Source organism: Pseudomonas sp. DW-iso17, from assembly GCF_058725345.1.
In genome coordinates this window covers 114889-130154 of sequence record NZ_JBZXEA010000011.1, presented here as the reverse complement: position 1 = coordinate 130154, position 15266 = coordinate 114889, and the positions used below count along the sequence as shown (strand labels likewise).

At 59.9% G+C, this 15266-nt stretch carries 13 protein-coding genes; 8 read left to right on the top strand and 5 right to left on the bottom strand.

The genetic code is table 11. The annotated features are described in order from the left end of the window. Nucleotides 1–19 precede the first annotated feature (19 nt). Entirely contained in the window at nucleotides 20–436 is a 417-nt protein-coding gene (locus tag AC4PS6_RS08475; RefSeq protein WP_492180771.1) for a DUF3010 family protein, read from the bottom strand. A 190-nt stretch (nucleotides 437–626) separates the two neighbouring features. On the opposite strand from AC4PS6_RS08475, the gene AC4PS6_RS08470 reads away from it, so the two are divergent. Beyond that, entirely contained in the window at nucleotides 627–1589 is a 963-nt protein-coding gene (locus AC4PS6_RS08470) for a tyrosinase family protein (RefSeq protein WP_032902308.1), read from the top strand. Between the two features lie 43 nt (nucleotides 1590–1632). On the opposite strand, the gene AC4PS6_RS08465 is transcribed toward AC4PS6_RS08470, so the two are convergent. After that, nucleotides 1633–2034: a lysozyme inhibitor LprI family protein gene (locus AC4PS6_RS08465; protein WP_014720247.1), complete on the bottom strand. Its 402-nt coding sequence runs from the start codon at nucleotides 2032–2034 to the stop codon at nucleotides 1633–1635. A gap of 218 nt (nucleotides 2035–2252) precedes the next feature. On the opposite strand from AC4PS6_RS08465, the gene AC4PS6_RS08460 reads away from it, so the two are divergent. The 6 genes from AC4PS6_RS08460 (at nucleotide 2253) to etfB (ending at nucleotide 9997) form a co-directional block, all read left to right on the top strand. After that, the gene (locus tag AC4PS6_RS08460) at nucleotides 2253–3230 is read left to right on the top strand and encodes a dipeptidase (protein ID WP_032879065.1); all 978 of its coding nucleotides are present in this window, start codon (nucleotides 2253–2255) and stop codon (nucleotides 3228–3230) included. Nucleotides 3231–3308: 78 nt separating this feature from the next. Continuing rightward, nucleotides 3309–3839, top strand: a complete 531-nt coding sequence (locus AC4PS6_RS08455; protein ID WP_005792152.1) for a DUF5943 domain-containing protein — start codon at nucleotides 3309–3311, stop codon at nucleotides 3837–3839. A 15-nt stretch (nucleotides 3840–3854) separates the two neighbouring features. Then, complete coding sequence (gene dgcA, locus AC4PS6_RS08450) at nucleotides 3855–5915, top strand: dimethylglycine demethylation protein DgcA (protein ID WP_014720244.1); 2061 nt, start codon at nucleotides 3855–3857, stop codon at nucleotides 5913–5915. A gap of 137 nt (nucleotides 5916–6052) precedes the next feature. Beyond that, complete coding sequence (dgcB, locus tag AC4PS6_RS08445; RefSeq protein WP_019817451.1) at nucleotides 6053–7996, top strand: dimethylglycine demethylation protein DgcB; 1944 nt, start codon at nucleotides 6053–6055, stop codon at nucleotides 7994–7996. Continuing rightward, nucleotides 7996–9216, top strand: coding sequence for an electron transfer flavoprotein subunit alpha (gene etfA / locus AC4PS6_RS08440; protein WP_492180770.1), 1221 nt, complete (start codon nucleotides 7996–7998; stop codon nucleotides 9214–9216). The genes dgcB and etfA overlap by 1 nt, the downstream gene beginning before the upstream one ends. 4 nt (nucleotides 9217–9220) lie before the next feature. After that, the gene (gene etfB, locus AC4PS6_RS08435; RefSeq protein ID WP_165901703.1) at nucleotides 9221–9997 is read left to right on the top strand and encodes an electron transfer flavoprotein subunit beta; all 777 of its coding nucleotides are present in this window, start codon (nucleotides 9221–9223) and stop codon (nucleotides 9995–9997) included. Nucleotides 9998–10070: 73 nt separating this feature from the next. Here etfB and AC4PS6_RS08430 read toward each other — a convergent pair whose 3' ends face one another. The 3 genes from AC4PS6_RS08430 to gbca form a co-directional block, all read right to left on the bottom strand. Continuing rightward, nucleotides 10071–11291: a lytic polysaccharide monooxygenase gene (locus tag AC4PS6_RS08430; protein ID WP_038451788.1), complete on the bottom strand. Its 1221-nt coding sequence runs from the start codon at nucleotides 11289–11291 to the stop codon at nucleotides 10071–10073. Between the two features lie 51 nt (nucleotides 11292–11342). Continuing rightward, nucleotides 11343–11555 carry a prepilin-type N-terminal cleavage/methylation domain-containing protein gene (locus tag AC4PS6_RS08425; protein WP_014720239.1) on the bottom strand — a complete coding sequence of 71 codons (213 nt, stop codon included), beginning with the start codon at nucleotides 11553–11555 and terminating at the stop codon, nucleotides 11343–11345. A gap of 854 nt (nucleotides 11556–12409) precedes the next feature. After that, on the bottom strand, nucleotides 12410–13705 hold the full coding sequence (gbca, locus tag AC4PS6_RS08420) for a glycine betaine monooxygenase oxygenase subunit (protein WP_014720238.1): 1296 nt from the start codon (nucleotides 13703–13705) through the stop codon (nucleotides 12410–12412). Between the two features lie 282 nt (nucleotides 13706–13987). Between gbca and gbcB the strand changes: the two genes are divergently transcribed. Beyond that, entirely contained in the window at nucleotides 13988–15088 is a 1101-nt protein-coding gene (gene gbcB / locus AC4PS6_RS08415) for a glycine betaine monooxygenase reductase subunit (RefSeq protein ID WP_014720237.1), read from the top strand. Nucleotides 15089–15266 lie beyond the last annotated feature (178 nt).

Genomic DNA, 15266 nt, shown 5'->3' with positions numbered 1-15266 from the left:
TAAAGAGAGCGGAGGTGGTTTATTTCTTTACCGGGGCCGAGCATGCCGCCTTGTAGGCTTCATGCTGGTACTTGTTCAGCGTCGCGGGCAGATCAAAGGTGTGCTTTTTGTTCTGCGCATTGATGGTCTGCGGCGACAACAGCGTCACCTCCACCCCCTCCAGCAGTTGAAGCACCCCTTCAATCTTGAACGTCGTTGGGCCACCGGCGAATTCACCTTTTTTGCTGCGCTTCTTGATGGCGATGCGAGTGATGGCGTTGTCCTGCACAAACGCTTTCACCTGAGCGGCGAAGGCTTTGACGTTGGCCGCTTCATCGTCATCGTCGAGGGCGATTTTCTTGGTCGCCAGGGCGACGTGGGTCAGCGCCTGGTTGTCCAGGGCGGCGAGGGCGATGATGGCTTCGCTGCCTTTGATTTCGATGCCGCAAATAATCATGGCGTTGCCTTGAGCAGGAAAAGAGGGCACGGATGGTAACAGGCTCGGTTCGTTCGAGAGGAGCTGACCATCCGTCGGAGATAGTGCTGATACTGTCAGATCTGACAGTAGATCTTGATGGGTTCCCCAACTAGATTCGCAGCAGGGGCCGGCACGCGGTCCCATGTTTTTGCGACGAGGGGGGCGGGCAATGAATATTCGCAAGGAAATTCGAAAACTGAGCGGGCCTGAACGGCTAGCGTTTACCAATACGCTGTTGGCCCTTAAGGGTAATGGCGGGTACGACAAGTATGTGCATTGGCATCACGCAGTGATGGTACCTACCGTTCACCCTGATGAACCCCAAGATCCCGACTATCGTAATGGCGCCCACTTGGGGCCGGCTTTTTTACCCTGGCATCGTGAAATGTTGTTGCAGTTGGAAGCCGACCTTCAGGCCATCACGCCCGGTATCACGCTGCCTTACTGGGATTGGACATTGGACGCGGCAGACCCGACGAATTCGCCGGTGTGGGAGCAAAGCCTGCTGGGGGGGGACGGTGACGCTGCCGATGAATTCAGGGTGCAGGATGGACCCTTCGCGTACCGATACGGCAATTGGCCGGTGCCTGCCTATCCGGAAGATGGGCTGCCGGGGGCGGGGTTGAAGCGCCAGTTCTCACGTTTGGTCAACTCGCTGCCGACGGCCGCGGACTTGCAGATGGCAATGAATGAAGAGCTGTATGACGAGCCGAACTACACGTCGAGTCCGTTCAATAGAGGCTTTAGAAACCGACTCGAAGGCTGGATCACTCAGAAGGGCGATCCGCAAGTCACCACCCCTGGTTCTCAATTGCACAACCGCGTCCATTTATGGATTGGCGGCAACATGCTGGCGATGACCTCGCCCGAAGATCCAGTATTTTTTCTGCATCATTGTTTCATCGACAAAATCTGGGCCGACTGGCAGGCGCAAATGATGCTGGATAAGCCCGCACTGGCGCCTCATTACTGCCCGATGCAGGATGGCCCCACCGGGCATAATTACGATGATGTGATCAAGCCCTGGACTCGTCGTATCCGTGAGGTGATGGATATCACCGCGCTGGGGTATGCCTACGAGCCAGCCTCACCCTTGACCAAAAGGCCGTTCAAGTCACCTTTCATGGCTTGAGCGTGGCGCAGCCCTTTGCGCGGCCTGGTCGCGTGAAGGGTGTTTACTCCTGGCCAATCGACTCCAAAAACTCCGACCGCTCATCACTCATCCGCGCCAGGCAGTCGTTGTGCGCAATCGCATAGGCCTTGGTGCCGGTCACTGCCGGGAAGGTGTCCACCGCACAATCGGCATCCCGCAGTTTTTCCCACTTTTGCTGCGCGTCCTTCAGACGGGCGGTAATGTCCGCCAGTTTGGTCTTGTCGCTGCCGTAGGTCGAACCCATGCGCTCCAGCAACCCCTGATAGTTATCTTTGAGCAATTGCTCGGCGGTGGTCTTGTTGTAGGTGGCGCATTCCAAGGTTTGCTGGTCGTTCTCGATACCGTCGCACGGCGTGCTGTCGGTGTCTTCGGCCGCGTGGGCGGTGGTTGCGATGAGTGCCAAAGCCAGGAAAATCGATTTCATTGCGCCGTCTCATATCACGTGATGCGCAATTCTGGCTCAAGCGTAAGACAAAGAACAGCCGACCGTGGGGCCTGTCTTCGCAGGCTTTGTCGCGGATTGACGCTTTCGGCAATTCCCCTGTCGTTTTTGCACCCGGCTCCGTCGGTCCCTGGGCATATGCTGGCCCCAAAGCGCCGGCAGACGATTCGGCGCATGAATCGCCAATAAGGGGACGCCTGATGAGCCCAGCCGAGTTGCACGCCGACAGCATCGTTATCGACGGTCTGATTATTGCCAAGTGGAACCGCGACCTGTTCGAAGACATGCGCAAAGGTGGCCTCACCGCCGCCAACTGCACGGTGTCGGTGTGGGAAGGCTTCCAGGCCACGATCAATAACATTGTCGCCAGCCAGACCCTGATCCGTGAGAACAGCGACCTGGTGATCCCGGTGAAAACCACCGCCGACATCCGCCGCGCCAAGGAGCAGGGCAAGACCGGCATCATCTTCGGCTTCCAGAATGCCCATGCCTTTGAGGACCAGCTCGGCTATGTCGAGATCTTCAAGCAGCTCGGCGTGGGGGTGGTGCAGATGTGCTACAACACCCAGAACCTGGTGGGCACCGGCTGCTACGAGCGTGATGGCGGCCTGTCGGGTTTCGGTCGCGAGATCGTCGCCGAGATGAACCGCGTCGGCATCATGTGCGACCTGTCACACGTGGGCTCCAAGACCAGCGAAGAGGTCATCCTCGAATCGAAAAAGCCGGTGTGCTACTCCCACTGCCTACCGTCCGGGCTTAAAGAACACCCGCGCAACAAGTCCGATGAAGAGCTGAAGTTCATCGCCGACCATGGCGGTTTTGTCGGCGTGACCATGTTCGCGCCGTTCCTGGCCAAGGGCATCGACTCGACCATCGACGACTACGCCGAAGCCATCGAATACACCATGAACATCGTCGGCGAAGACGCGATCGGCATCGGCACCGACTTCACCCAGGGCCATGGCCAGGATTTCTTCGAAATGCTCACCCATGACAAGGGTTACGCCCGCCGCCTGACCAGCTTCGGCAAGATCATCAACCCGCTTGGCATCCGCACCGTGGGTGAGTTCCCCAACCTCACCGAGACCCTGCTCAAGCGCGGCCACAGCGAGCGCGTGGTGCGCAAGATCATGGGCGAGAACTGGGTCAACGTGCTCAAGGACGTCTGGGGCGAATAAGCCACTGCTCGCTTAATCCTTCACCCGCCGCCATCCGCGTGGCGGGCATCAAAACGAATTTTCTGGAGTTAAGTTTCCATGGCCAAGATCGCCCCGCAATTGCCAATTGAAGTCGACAGCGAAACCGGTGTCTGGACCTCCGACGCCCTGCCGATGCTGTACGTGCCGCGTCATTTCTTCGTCAACAACCACATGGGTATCGAAGAAGTGCTGGGCGCTGATGCCTACGCCGAGATCCTCTACAAGGCCGGCTACAAATCCGCCTGGCACTGGTGTGAAAAAGAAGCCGAATGCCACGGCCTGGAAGGCGTCGCGGTGTTCGAACACTACATGAAACGCCTGTCGCAACGCGGCTGGGGCCTGTTCAAAATCCAGGACATCGACTTGGACAAAGGCACCGCCAGCGTCAAGCTGGAACACTCGGCGTTCGTCTACGTGTACGGCAAGGTCGGCCGCAAGGTGGACTACATGTTCACTGGCTGGTTTGCCGGCGCCATGGACCAGATTCTTGAGGCCCGTGGCAGCAAGATCCGCACTGTCGCCGAACAAGTCTACGGAGGCTCCGAAGAGGGCCACGACGATGGCCTGTTCACCGTCAAACCGTTGTAAGCCGAGGACCGTGCCATGGCTTTCGAAGCAATGTTCCAGCCGATCCAGATCGGCAAACTGACCATCCGCAACCGCGTGCTCAGCACTGCGCATGCCGAGGTGTATGCCACCGACGGCGGCATGACCACCGACCGCTATGTGAAGTACTACGAAGAGAAAGCCAAGGGCGGTATTGGCCTGGCGATCTGCGGTGGCTCCTCCGTGGTGGCCATCGACAGCCCGCAGGAATGGTGGGCGTCGGTGAACCTGTCCACCGACCGCATCATCCCGCACTTCCAGAATCTGGCCGATGCCATGCACAAGCATGGCGCCAAGATCATGATCCAGATTACCCACATGGGCCGGCGTTCGCGTTGGGACGGCTTCAACTGGCCGACCCTGATGTCGCCGTCCGGCGTGCGTGAGCCGGTGCACCGTGCCACCTGCAAGACCATCGAGCCGGAAGAAATCTGGCGTGTGATTGGCAACTACGCCCAGGCTGCGCGTCGGGCCAAGGCCGGTGGCCTGGACGGGGTGGAGTTGTCGGCTGTGCACCAGCACATGATCGACCAGTTCTGGAGCCCGCGGGTCAACAAGCGTACCGACGAGTGGGGCGGCAGCTTCGAGGGCCGCATGAAGTTCGGCCTGGAAGTGTTGAAGGCCGTGCGTGCCGAAGTGGGGGATGACTTCTGCGTGGGCATGCGCCTGTGCGGCGACGAGTTCCACCCGGACGGCTTGTCCCACGAGGACATGAAGCAAATCGCCAAGTATTACGACGACACCGGCATGCTCGATTTCATCGGCGTGGTGGGCTCGGGTTGCGACACCCACAACACCCTGGCCAACGTCATCCCGAACATGAGCTACCCGCCGGAACCGTTCCTGCACCTGGCGGCCGGCATCAAGGAAGTGGTCAAGGTTCCGGTGCTGCACGCGCAGAACATCAAGGACCCGAACCAGGCCACGCGTATTCTGGAAGGCGGCTATGTGGACATGGTCGGCATGACCCGTGCGCACATCGCCGACCCGCACCTGATCGCCAAGATCAAGATGGGCCAGATCGACCAGATCAAGCAGTGCGTGGGCGCCAACTACTGCATCGACCGCCAGTACCAGGGCCTGGATGTGCTGTGCATCCAGAACGCTGCGACCTCCCGTGAATACATGGGCGTGCCGCACATCATCGAGAAGTCCACCGGGCCCAAGCGCAAGGTGGTTGTGGTGGGGGCCGGCCCGGCCGGGATGGAAGCCGCGCGCGTGGCGGCTGAACGTGGCCACGACGTGACGCTGTTCGAGAAAAAGGAGTTTATCGGCGGGCAAATCACCACGGCATCGAAAGCGCCGCAACGTGACCAGATCGCCGGTATCACTCGTTGGTATCAACTGGAGCTGGCGCGTTTGAAAGTCGACCTGCGCCTGGGTGTTGCAGCCGATGCCGAGACCATCCTGGACGTGCGTCCGGACGTGGTGGTGCTGGCGGTGGGCGGGCACCCGTTCATCGAGCAGAACGAACACTGGGGCGCCGCCGAAGGCTTGGTAGTGAGCAGTTGGGACGTGCTCGACGGCAAGGTTGCGCCGGGCAAGAACGTGCTGGTGTACGACACCATCTGTGAATTCACCGGGATGTCGGTGGCCGACTTCCTGGCCGACAAAGGCAGCCAGGTGGAGATCGTCACCGACGACATCAAGCCAGGCGTGGCAATCGGCGGTACGTCGTTCCCCACGTACTACCGCAGCATGTACCCCAAGGAAGTGATCATGACCGGCGACATGATGCTGGAAAAGGTCTACCGCGAGGGCGACAAGCTGGTGGCCGTGCTGGAAAACGAATACACCGGCGCCAAAGAGGAGCGGGTGGTGGACCAGGTGGTGGTGGAGAACGGCGTGCGTCCGGACGAGGCCATTTACTACGGGCTCAAGGAAGGTTCGCGCAACAAGGGCCAGATCGACGTTGAAGCGCTGTTTGCGATCAAGCCGCAGCCATGCTTGAGCGAGGCGGGCGAGGGGTACTTGCTGTTCCGCATTGGTGACTGTGTGGCCCAGCGCAACACCCACGCCGCCATCTATGACGCCCTGCGCTTGTGCAAGGATTTCTGACGCACCTGATCGTTCCCACGCTCTGCGTGGGAATGCCGCCCTGGACGCTCCGCGTCTGCTTTTAAGGTCGTGACGCAGAGCGTCACAGGATGCATGCCCACGCAGAGCGTGGGAACGATCTTAGTGGGAGCTTCACCATGCTGAATACCCTTCTTCCCATCCTGCTTTTTGCCGCCCTGGGCCTCGCCGTCCTCGGCGCCTTGCGCCGGGTGAACATGTGGCGCCGTGGCCGCTCGTCCAAAGTCGACCTGCTGGGCGGCCTTTTGGCCATGCCCAAGCGCTACATGGTCGACCTGCACCACGTGGTCGCCCGTGACAAATACATCGCCAACACCCACGTAGCCACGGCGCTCGGCTTTGTGCTGTCGGCGCTGCTGGCGATCCTGGTGCACGGCTTCGGCCTGCAGAGCCGCATTCTTGGCTATGCGCTGCTGCTGGCATCGACATTGATGTTTGTCGGCGCGATCTTCATGTACCTGCGCCGCCGCAATCCGCCTGCCCGCTTGTCCAAAGGCCCGTGGATGCGCCTGCCGAAAAGCCTGATGGCGTTCTCGGTGAGCTTCTTCCTGGTGACCTTGCCGGTGGCCGGGATTCTGCCCGCCGATTTCGGCGGCTGGCTGCTCGCGGCTTTGCTGAGCGTGGGCGTGCTGTGGGGCGTGTCCGAAATGTTCTTCGGCATGACTTGGGGCGGGCCGATGAAACACGCCTTCGCCGGTGCCCTGCACCTGGCCTGGCACCGTCGCGCCGAGCGCTTTGGCGGTGGCCGCTCCACCGGTCTGAAGCCGCTGGACCTCAGTGATAAAACCGCGCCGCTGGGCGTAGAAAAACCCAAGGACTTCACCTGGAACCAACTGCTCGGCTTCGACGCCTGCGTGCAGTGCGGCAAGTGCGAAGCAGCATGCCCGGCGTTTGCCGCCGGCCAGCCACTGAACCCGAAAAAGCTGATCCAGGACATGGTGGTCGGCTTGGCCGGTGGCACCGATGCCAAGTTCGCCGGCAGCCCGTACCCCGGCAAACCGGTGGGCGAACACGGCGGCAACCCGCACCAGCCGATCGTCAACGGCCTGGTGGACGCCGAGACCCTGTGGTCGTGCACCACCTGTCGCGCTTGCGTGGAAGAGTGCCCGATGATGATCGAGCACGTAGACGCCATCGTCGACATGCGTCGCCACCTCACCCTGGAGAAAGGCGCCACGCCGAACAAGGGCGCCGAAGTCCTGGAAAACCTGATCGCTACCGACAACCCCGGCGGTTTCGCACCCGGTGGTCGTCTGAACTGGGCGGCAGACCTGAACTTGCCGTTGCTCAGCGACAAAGGCAGTTGCGATGTGCTGTTCTGGGTCGGCGATGGCGCCTTCGACATGCGTAACCAACGTACCCTGCGCGCCTTCGTCAAAGTGCTCAAGGCCGCCAAGGTCGACTTCGCCGTGCTTGGCCTGGAAGAACGCGACAGCGGTGACGTGGCGCGGCGCCTCGGCGATGAGGCGACATTCCAGCTGCTGGCCACGCGCAATATTCAGACCCTGGCCAAGTACAGCTTCAAGCGCATCGTCACCTGCGACCCGCACAGTTTCCATGTGCTGAAAAACGAATACGGTGCCTTCAACGGCAACTACCGGGTGCAGCACCACAGCACCTTCATGGCCGAGCTGATTGGCGAGGGCGCGCTGAACCTGGGCCAGCACAAAGGCAACAGCGTGACCTACCACGACCCCTGCTACCTGGGCCGCTACAACGGTGAATACGAGGCGCCGCGCCAAGTGCTGCGGGCGTTGGGTATCGAGGTCAAGGAAATGCAACGCTCGGGCTTCCGTTCACGCTGCTGCGGTGGCGGTGGCGGCGCGCCGATCACAGACATCCCCGGCAAGCAACGTATCCCCGATATGCGCATGGACGACATCCGCGAGACCGGTGCCGAACTGGTGGCCGTGGGTTGCCCGCAATGCACCGCGATGCTTGAAGGCGTGGTCGAACCGCGCCCGTTGATCAAAGACATCGCCGAACTGGTAGCCGACGCGTTGCTTGAAGACGCCGCGCCGGCCAAAGTCCCCCTCAAGCGTGAACCTGCGGAGGTGCACTGATGAGCGATATTATCCGCCGCGACCCCCGGGCCGAATGGATCGCCCGTAACCGCCTGCACCCGTTGCACGCGGCGATGCAGCCGGTGCAACACAGCTGGATGGGGCCCAACGGTATCATTCGCAAAAACGTGCATGGTGTTAGTTTTATCGGGCCCAACGGCATCAAGCGCATCGACCGCAGCGGTGCCCAGCAGGGCGGCGCGGCCAAGCGCAGCGCGGCAGTGCAAGTGCAATTGCCGCTGCATCAGGTGCCGACCCCGGCGTTCTACATCAACGTGGTGCCGGACATGGTCGGTGGCCGTCTGAGCAGCCACGACCGTGACCTGCTTGGCCTGGCGCGCCAGTTGGCTGGCAGTGACGGCGCGGTATTGGCGGTGGTATTCGGTGAACACAAGGAAAGCGCCTTTGCCACGGCCGGCGTCGACCGTCTGCTGGTGCTGGAGGGGCATGAGTTCGAGGGTTATGCACCGGAGCAACGGGTGCAGGGCCTGCGCGCTGTGGATAACCAATTCAGCCCGCGCCACTGGTTGCTGCCAGATAGCCGCAGCGGTGGTGGCGAACTGGGGCGACGCTTTGCCGCCAGCCTCAAGGAACGCCCGGCGACGCGGGTGTGGCAGATCAAGGGCGAGGAGTGCATCGGCCGTGCCGGTGCCGGCCAGGAAGACCTGGCGCGACCGTTGCCCCGTCTGATCCTCGCCGCCGCCGAATGTGCCGATCCGGTCAGCGAAACCCGCCACGAAGTCTTGCCCGTGGAGTTATCCACAGGCCTGGCGCGCAGTTTGCCGCGTATCGAAGATCTCGGCGCGGTGGCGGTCGACCCGGCAGCGATTCCGATGGCCGAGGCAGAGTTCATTTTCTCCGGTGGCAACGGCGTAAAGGACTGGGCGCTATTCCACCAGACCGCCGCGGCCCTGGGCGCCACCGAAGGCGCCTCGCGGGTGGCAGTGGACGATGGCTTCATGGCGCGCGATCGCCAGGTCGGCGCCAGCGGCACCTGGGTCACTGCGCGGGTGTACGTGGCCGTCGGGATTTCCGGGGCGATCCAGCACCTGCAAGGCATCGGTGCCTGCGACAAGGTGGTGGCGATCAACCTCGACCCAGGGTGCGACATGATCAAGCGTGCCGACCTGTCGGTGATCGGCGAAAGCGCCGCGATACTGCACGCCTTGATCGCGGCGGTCGAGACCTACCGCAACGGCGCCAAGCGCGATGCAGCCTGAGGATATGACCATGACCAACACTGTATTCAGCCTGGTGTCCATCGGCGCTCACCCCACCTCCGGGCGTCCACGCCGTGCCGAGCAGGACGCGCGCGCGGTAGAGTTGGGGCTGCAACTGGCTGGGGATAAGTTGCAGGTGCTGCACGCGGGTGATGTCAGCGAGCCGACCCTGCGCAGCTACCTGGGCATGGGCCTGCCGCAACTGCAGGTACTCGAACAGCCGGCGGGCGCCGATGCGTTGCCGGTGCTCAGCGAGTATCTGCGCGACGCGGGCGCCCAAGTGGTACTGACCGGAAGCCAGGCAGAAACCGGCGAAGGTTCGGGGATGCTGCCGTTCCTGTTGGCCGAACAACTGGGCTGGCCGCTGATTGTGGGGCTGGCGCAGGTGGAGTCCATCGACGCCGGCGTAGCCCTGGTGCTGCAGGCGCTGCCTCGCGGCCAGCGGCGGCGCTTGAAGGTGCGCCTGCCGTTTCTTGCCACTGTGGATAACGCCGCGCCCAAACCACGCCAGAGCGCCTACGGCCCGGCGCAACGGGGTGAGTTGGCAGCCCATGACGTCGAGATTGAACAGGATGAGTTATTCACAGACGCACTGCTGCAACCGGCCAAACCGCGGCCCAAGCGCCTCAAGGTGATCAAGGCCAAGAGCGGCGCCGATCGTATGAAAGCTGCCACAGCCAAGGCCAGTGGGGGTGGGGGGCAGGTGCTCAAGGGCGTCAGCGCCGAAGAGGGCGCGCAGGCGATTCTCAAGTTGCTGATAGAGGAAGGCGTGGTTCGCTAAGCTCTTCTGAAAAGATAGCGAGGCAAACGCTGTATACACCACAGCGTTTGTCTCGCAACAGACATTTTACTTCTCAGTCTTTCTTATCCCACGCATCGTTCCATTGGCTGCCTACACCAGGTTCGTAATAGCTGGGTGATTGCGAGCACCAGCCGCTATTTGGGTAGGGTTTGCACACATAATTGGCGCCCTTGTTAGATACAACGTCACGTGGCTTGTAAGGGGGGCTCTTGTTCGGCACGTACGCGGGGTATTCCCCACCGCCCGCTTCGACTATCGCCATGGCCTTGGAGTAACCCTTGACCTGTACGAATACCGAATTGACCTGCGGATCAGCCGTGTTGAACACAATGTCATTGCCGTCTTTTTCCCCTACTTTGGCGATGCTTGAAGGGATTTGATTGGCCAGTTGCGGGCCCCATATCTTCGCGTCCAGATTGTTTGCGTCAATGGGCAGGGTAATGTCTACGACCTCTTTCGCTTGTGGCGTGTTGTCCAGAATACGGAAGTGAACGGCGTTTCCTGGGGTGAGGTCTTTCATGACGGCATCGATGAATTGCCCCAGATCAAACCACCGCTCGGGAACGCCTGCCCCGATAATATTGATATCACTGCAGTTGTAGAATCCTTCCCCGGCCGGGTCAATTCGTTGCCATTGCACGAAGAGGGTCGCGTTGCCGAATTGTTCTGCAGGGATAGGCACTGGAAATCTGAAGTACCCCGAAGACGAAATGGCAGGCGGCCTGGTGCCCCAGTCGGTTTGAGCGACTGTCAGTTGCTCGGTATGGATAAGGACCAAATCATTCCAGGTCAGCGGTGCTGTGGTCGGATCAAAGCCAGGTTTTGTCAGGAATACCTTTGCAAAACTGGGGACGTGAGGGGCCGTACCGATGATGCGAACGTTCATTTTACCGTCGTGAGGCGTGACGTCCGTCCGGTACCAATCATTTGACACCAAGTTAAGGCCGTCTTTCTTCTTGTCACCTGCTGAACATAGCTGCCCATCTGGAACTGCTTTTTTAACGATTTCCGGGTCGTTATACCCCGGGGCAGCAATTAAATGGGCAACTTCATTCCATTGCTGGCCTGGATACTGTCCGCTTGTTTTGGCTAACGCCGCGCATCCTGGATCGCTGGGGTTTCCCGACCAGAAATCTGGAAGCGCTTTGCAATGAACCTGGCGTGATACCGGCTCATCGACGGCACCGTGTGCCATGACCAACAGGGGGGCCAGAAGCACCGCTGCCAGCAGCCACTTGATGAGAACGTTCGTATGTTGCTGTAAATTATTCATGCTCTAGTCCACCTTCAATTCAGACAAACAAGTTCCGAACTGCTGGAACGCTCAGTGTGTTGTTAGCGTTTTGTAAGCATCGATGGCATAGCGAATGTCTCGCAGCGAACGCTGCAAGTCGAGTTCCCGAATGTGTTGACCCATCAGCGCCGTCAGCGGATAAGCCACTGTCGAAAGCGTGGCCAGTGAGGCCAGCGTCAGTAGTAATTCAATCAGCGTAAAACCTTTGGCGCGGTGATGGCTGGGATTGCCCTGCCACGTCACCGGTCTATCTCCTCTTTTGCGCCAAGGACTTCTGTACTCACCTGGGCCAATGGATATAACTGCAAGAAAGAGTGTAGATGAAGTTTAAATTTGAGCGTTTCCGCACAAGGAACGGACAAGCGGGCAATTACCCACAATCGCTGTGCACGTGCCTGTGGATAAGGTGTTTGTGTTTGTCCGCAGGGCATGTATTTAAAGGCCTGTGCGCTATTGGCTGAAAAATGATCAGGCTAAGTGGCGGTTTTCTCTAGGGTTTTGCTGTGGATAAAGCTAAGCGGATTTTATAACTTGCCCCCAAAGTCTGTTGGCGGATCTGTGGATAAGATGTTCGCTATCCGTTGTAGGCCATGTAATACGAGGCCTACAGAGGGTTGGTTAAAAAATCACCAAAACACTGTATTTAACCCTTAAAACGTCTCATGACCCGCGGAAATAGCGACTTTAGGTGGTTTTCCACAGCCCAGACAAAGTTGCCCCCAAAGTCTGTTGGCGCATCTGTGGATAAGGTGTTCGCTTACCGCTGCAAGCCACGCCAAACAAGGCTCTTGGAGGTTTGATCAATAAATGATCAGCTTGAGCTGAAACCCGGAAGTTTGAATAAGTCACGGATTTTCTTGATTTAATTTTCGTCCACGACGCAATTGCCCACAATTGCTGTGGGTGGCTTTGTGGATAAGTTGTTGGGTAAAGGCTGGAGGGCAGGGTGGTAAAGGGCTGTATCAGAGCTGATCGAATTTTGAACAGCTAATCTGTTCAAATGTTGGAGCTGGCTTGCCTGCGATAGCGGTCTATCAGCCAATACAGACTTTGACAGACACCATGCCATCGCGGGCAAGCCCGCTCCCAAACAAGCGTTATTCGTGAGCAGCTACGCCTTTGAGATAAGGCGCCGGCGCCGCACCCAGGTTGCTCAGCATGCGCTCGCTGTACCAATCCACAAAATTCACCACGCCAAATTCATAGGTCTTGGAGTACGGGCCGGGTTGGTAAGCGGTGGAGTTGATCCCGCGCTGGTTCTCTTCGGCCAGGCGGCGGTCCTGGTCGTTGGTGGCGTCCCACACTTGGCGCATGCGTTCCACGTCGTAGTCCACGCCTTCCACGGCGTCCTTGTGCACGATCCACTTGGTGGTAACCATGGTTTCCTGGGCGCTGATGGGCCACACGGTGAACACAATGATGTGGTCGCCCATGCAGTGGTTCCAGGAGTGCGGCAGGTGCAGGATGCGCATCGAGCCCAGGTCCGGGTTCTTGATGCGGCCCATGAGCTTGGCACAACCTTGTTTGCCATCCAGGGTCATCGACACGGTGCCCTTGAGTAGCGGCATGCGCACAATCCGGTTACGCAGGCCGAAGCTGGCGTGGGCGTAAGGGATCTTCTCGGCATCCCAGGCGGCGGCGGAGGCGGCTACGTGGTCCTTGAACGCCTGGTCGGCACGTGGGTCGGTAACGTCGTCCCATTCCAGCAGGGTTTTCAGCAGTTCCGGGTGCGAGGCGTTGCAGTGGTAGCACTCGCGGTTGTTTTCCAGCACCAGCTTCCAGTTGGCTTTTTCGAACAAGGTGGTCTGGATCGCCACCTTGGTGTTCTCCATGTCGTAGGGCTCCATGTAATGGCTGAGCGTCGACAGGAAGTCATCGATGGCCGGCGGGTTTTCGGCCAGGCTGATAAAGATATAGCCGCCAGCGGTCTTCACGTTCACCGGCTTCAAACCGTACTGCTTCATGTCGAAATCGGCGCCCATCTCGGTGCCGGCGAACAGCAGGCGGCCGTCCAGCTCGTAGGTCCACTGGTGGTAGTGGCAAACCAGCTTGGCGACCTTGCCCTTTTCGCTGGTGCACAAGCGCGAACCACGGTGGCGGCACACGTTGTGAAACGCATGCACCACGCCATCGGCACCCCGGATCACGATGATTGGGTTCTTGCCCACTTGCAGGGTCAGGTAGTTGCCCTTGGTAGGAATTTCGCAGGTCATGCCGGCGATCAACCATTCTTTCTGGAAGATCTCCTGCATGTCGATATCGAACAGCCGCTCATCAGAGTAGAACGGCTGCGGCAGCGAAAAAGTGCGCTCGCGCTCTTGCAGCATTTGCGCGGTGGCCTTGCGTGCGGGTTCCAGCGGATCGCCCAAGCTTAAGGTTGCGGTGACGTCCATCGTGTGTGTCCTCATGGCCATTCTGTGTGGCCGGCGAATAGTGGCTACGGTTGGTGCTGTGCAAGGCGTAAAGAACGCGTCTTTGTTGGGAGCGAGTGTGGGCCCGGCGTAACGTCGAACCTTATCCATGGGCGACATGGCCCAATCTGATCCCGACGCGCAAGCCCCTGTCTTTGGGGGCTGGTCGCCGTAAGTATGTGAATGTCGCAGATAGGTAAATGGGTGGTTCTCGCGTTACGCAGAATCGCCACCATAAGGCCGACGTCGGCGGTGGAGAACAACATGTCCAATAATTTCCTGAATCCGGTAACCACCCAGACCTGGGCCAATGGTCGGCACATCGTCCGCTGCGTCAAAGTCATCCAGGAAACCTGGGATGTGCGCACCTTCTGTTTTATGGCCGATCAGCCGATCCTGTTCTTTTTCAAGCCGGGGCAATTCGTCACCCTGGAGCTGGAAATCGAAGGCCAGCCGATCATGCGTTCGTACACCATTTCCAGCTCACCGTCGGTGCCTTACAGCTTCTCGGTGACCATCAAGCGCGTACCGGGCGGCCGGGTTTCCAATTGGCTGCACGACACTTTGCACGAAGGCCAGGAGTTGGCGGTGCACGGCCCGGTCGGGCTGTTCAATGCCATCGACTTCCCAAGCCCGAAAGTGCTGTACCTCAGCGGCGGCGTTGGGATCACGCCGGTGATGTCCATGGCGCGCTGGTTTTACGACACCAACGCGAACGTCGACATGACGTTTATCCACAGCGCCCGCTCGCCCAAGGACATCATCTATCACCGCGAGCTGGAGCACATGGCGTCGCGGATCGACAACTTCAGCCTGCACCTGATTTGCGAAAAACACGGCCTGGGCGAACCCTGGGCCGGGTATCGCGGCTATCTGAACCACAAAATGCTGGAGCTGATGGTGCCGGACTTCCTTGAGCGCGAAGTGTTCTGCTGCGGCCCTACGCCGTACATGAACGCGGTGAAGCGTTTGCTGGAAGTTGCCGGTTTCGACATGACCCGTTATCACGAGGAATCGTTTGGCGCGACGCCGCCCGAAGCCCGTGCCGATGCGGTGGAGCAGGCCGAGCAAGCGGCGGATGCGCCGGAGATCGACCTGGCAGACCTGCATCAAGTGGAATTTATCGCGTCCGGCAAAAGCATTCGCGTGGCACCGGGGGAAACGGTGCATGCCGCAGCGGCCAAGCTCGGCCTGCTGATCCCCAAGGCCTGCGGCATGGGCATCTGCGGTACGTGCAAGGTGATGAAACTGGGCGGCGAAGTGGAGATGGAGCACAACGGCGGGATTACCGAAGAAGACGAGGCTGAAGGCTACATCCTGTCGTGCTGCAGTGTGCCGAAGGGTGATGTACGCATCGAATTCTGATCTGCTCGTTCCCAACGCTCTGCGTGGTAACGCCGTCCAGGACGCTCCGCGTCCGGCCGCGTTGAGGGTGTGACGCGGAGCGTCACGGGCTGCATTCCCACGCGGAGCGCGGGAGCGATCTTCCCGGCAGCAGGCACATGCTCGTTCCCACGCTCTGCGTGGTAACGCCACCTGGGAC

Coding starts and splice junctions, on each gene's coding strand:
- gbcB (WP_014720237.1), top strand. CDS start 13,988: ATGTCCAATAATTTCCTGAATCCGGTAACCACCCAGACCTGGGCCAAT.
- gbca (WP_014720238.1), bottom strand. CDS start 13,705: ATGGACGTCACCGCAACCTTAAGCTTGGGCGATCCGCTGGAACCCGCA.
- AC4PS6_RS08460 (WP_032879065.1), top strand. CDS start 2,253: ATGAGCCCAGCCGAGTTGCACGCCGACAGCATCGTTATCGACGGTCTG.
- AC4PS6_RS08475 (WP_492180771.1), bottom strand. CDS start 436: ATGATTATTTGCGGCATCGAAATCAAAGGCAGCGAAGCCATCATCGCC.
- AC4PS6_RS08430 (WP_038451788.1), bottom strand. CDS start 11,291: ATGAATAATTTACAGCAACATACGAACGTTCTCATCAAGTGGCTGCTG.
- etfB (WP_165901703.1), top strand. CDS start 9,221: ATGACCATGACCAACACTGTATTCAGCCTGGTGTCCATCGGCGCTCAC.
- dgcB (WP_019817451.1), top strand. CDS start 6,053: ATGCTGAATACCCTTCTTCCCATCCTGCTTTTTGCCGCCCTGGGCCTC.
- AC4PS6_RS08465 (WP_014720247.1), bottom strand. CDS start 2,034: ATGAAATCGATTTTCCTGGCTTTGGCACTCATCGCAACCACCGCCCAC.
- AC4PS6_RS08455 (WP_005792152.1), top strand. CDS start 3,309: ATGGCCAAGATCGCCCCGCAATTGCCAATTGAAGTCGACAGCGAAACC.
- AC4PS6_RS08470 (WP_032902308.1), top strand. CDS start 627: ATGAATATTCGCAAGGAAATTCGAAAACTGAGCGGGCCTGAACGGCTA.
- dgcA (WP_014720244.1), top strand. CDS start 3,855: ATGGCTTTCGAAGCAATGTTCCAGCCGATCCAGATCGGCAAACTGACC.
- etfA (WP_492180770.1), top strand. CDS start 7,996: ATGAGCGATATTATCCGCCGCGACCCCCGGGCCGAATGGATCGCCCGT.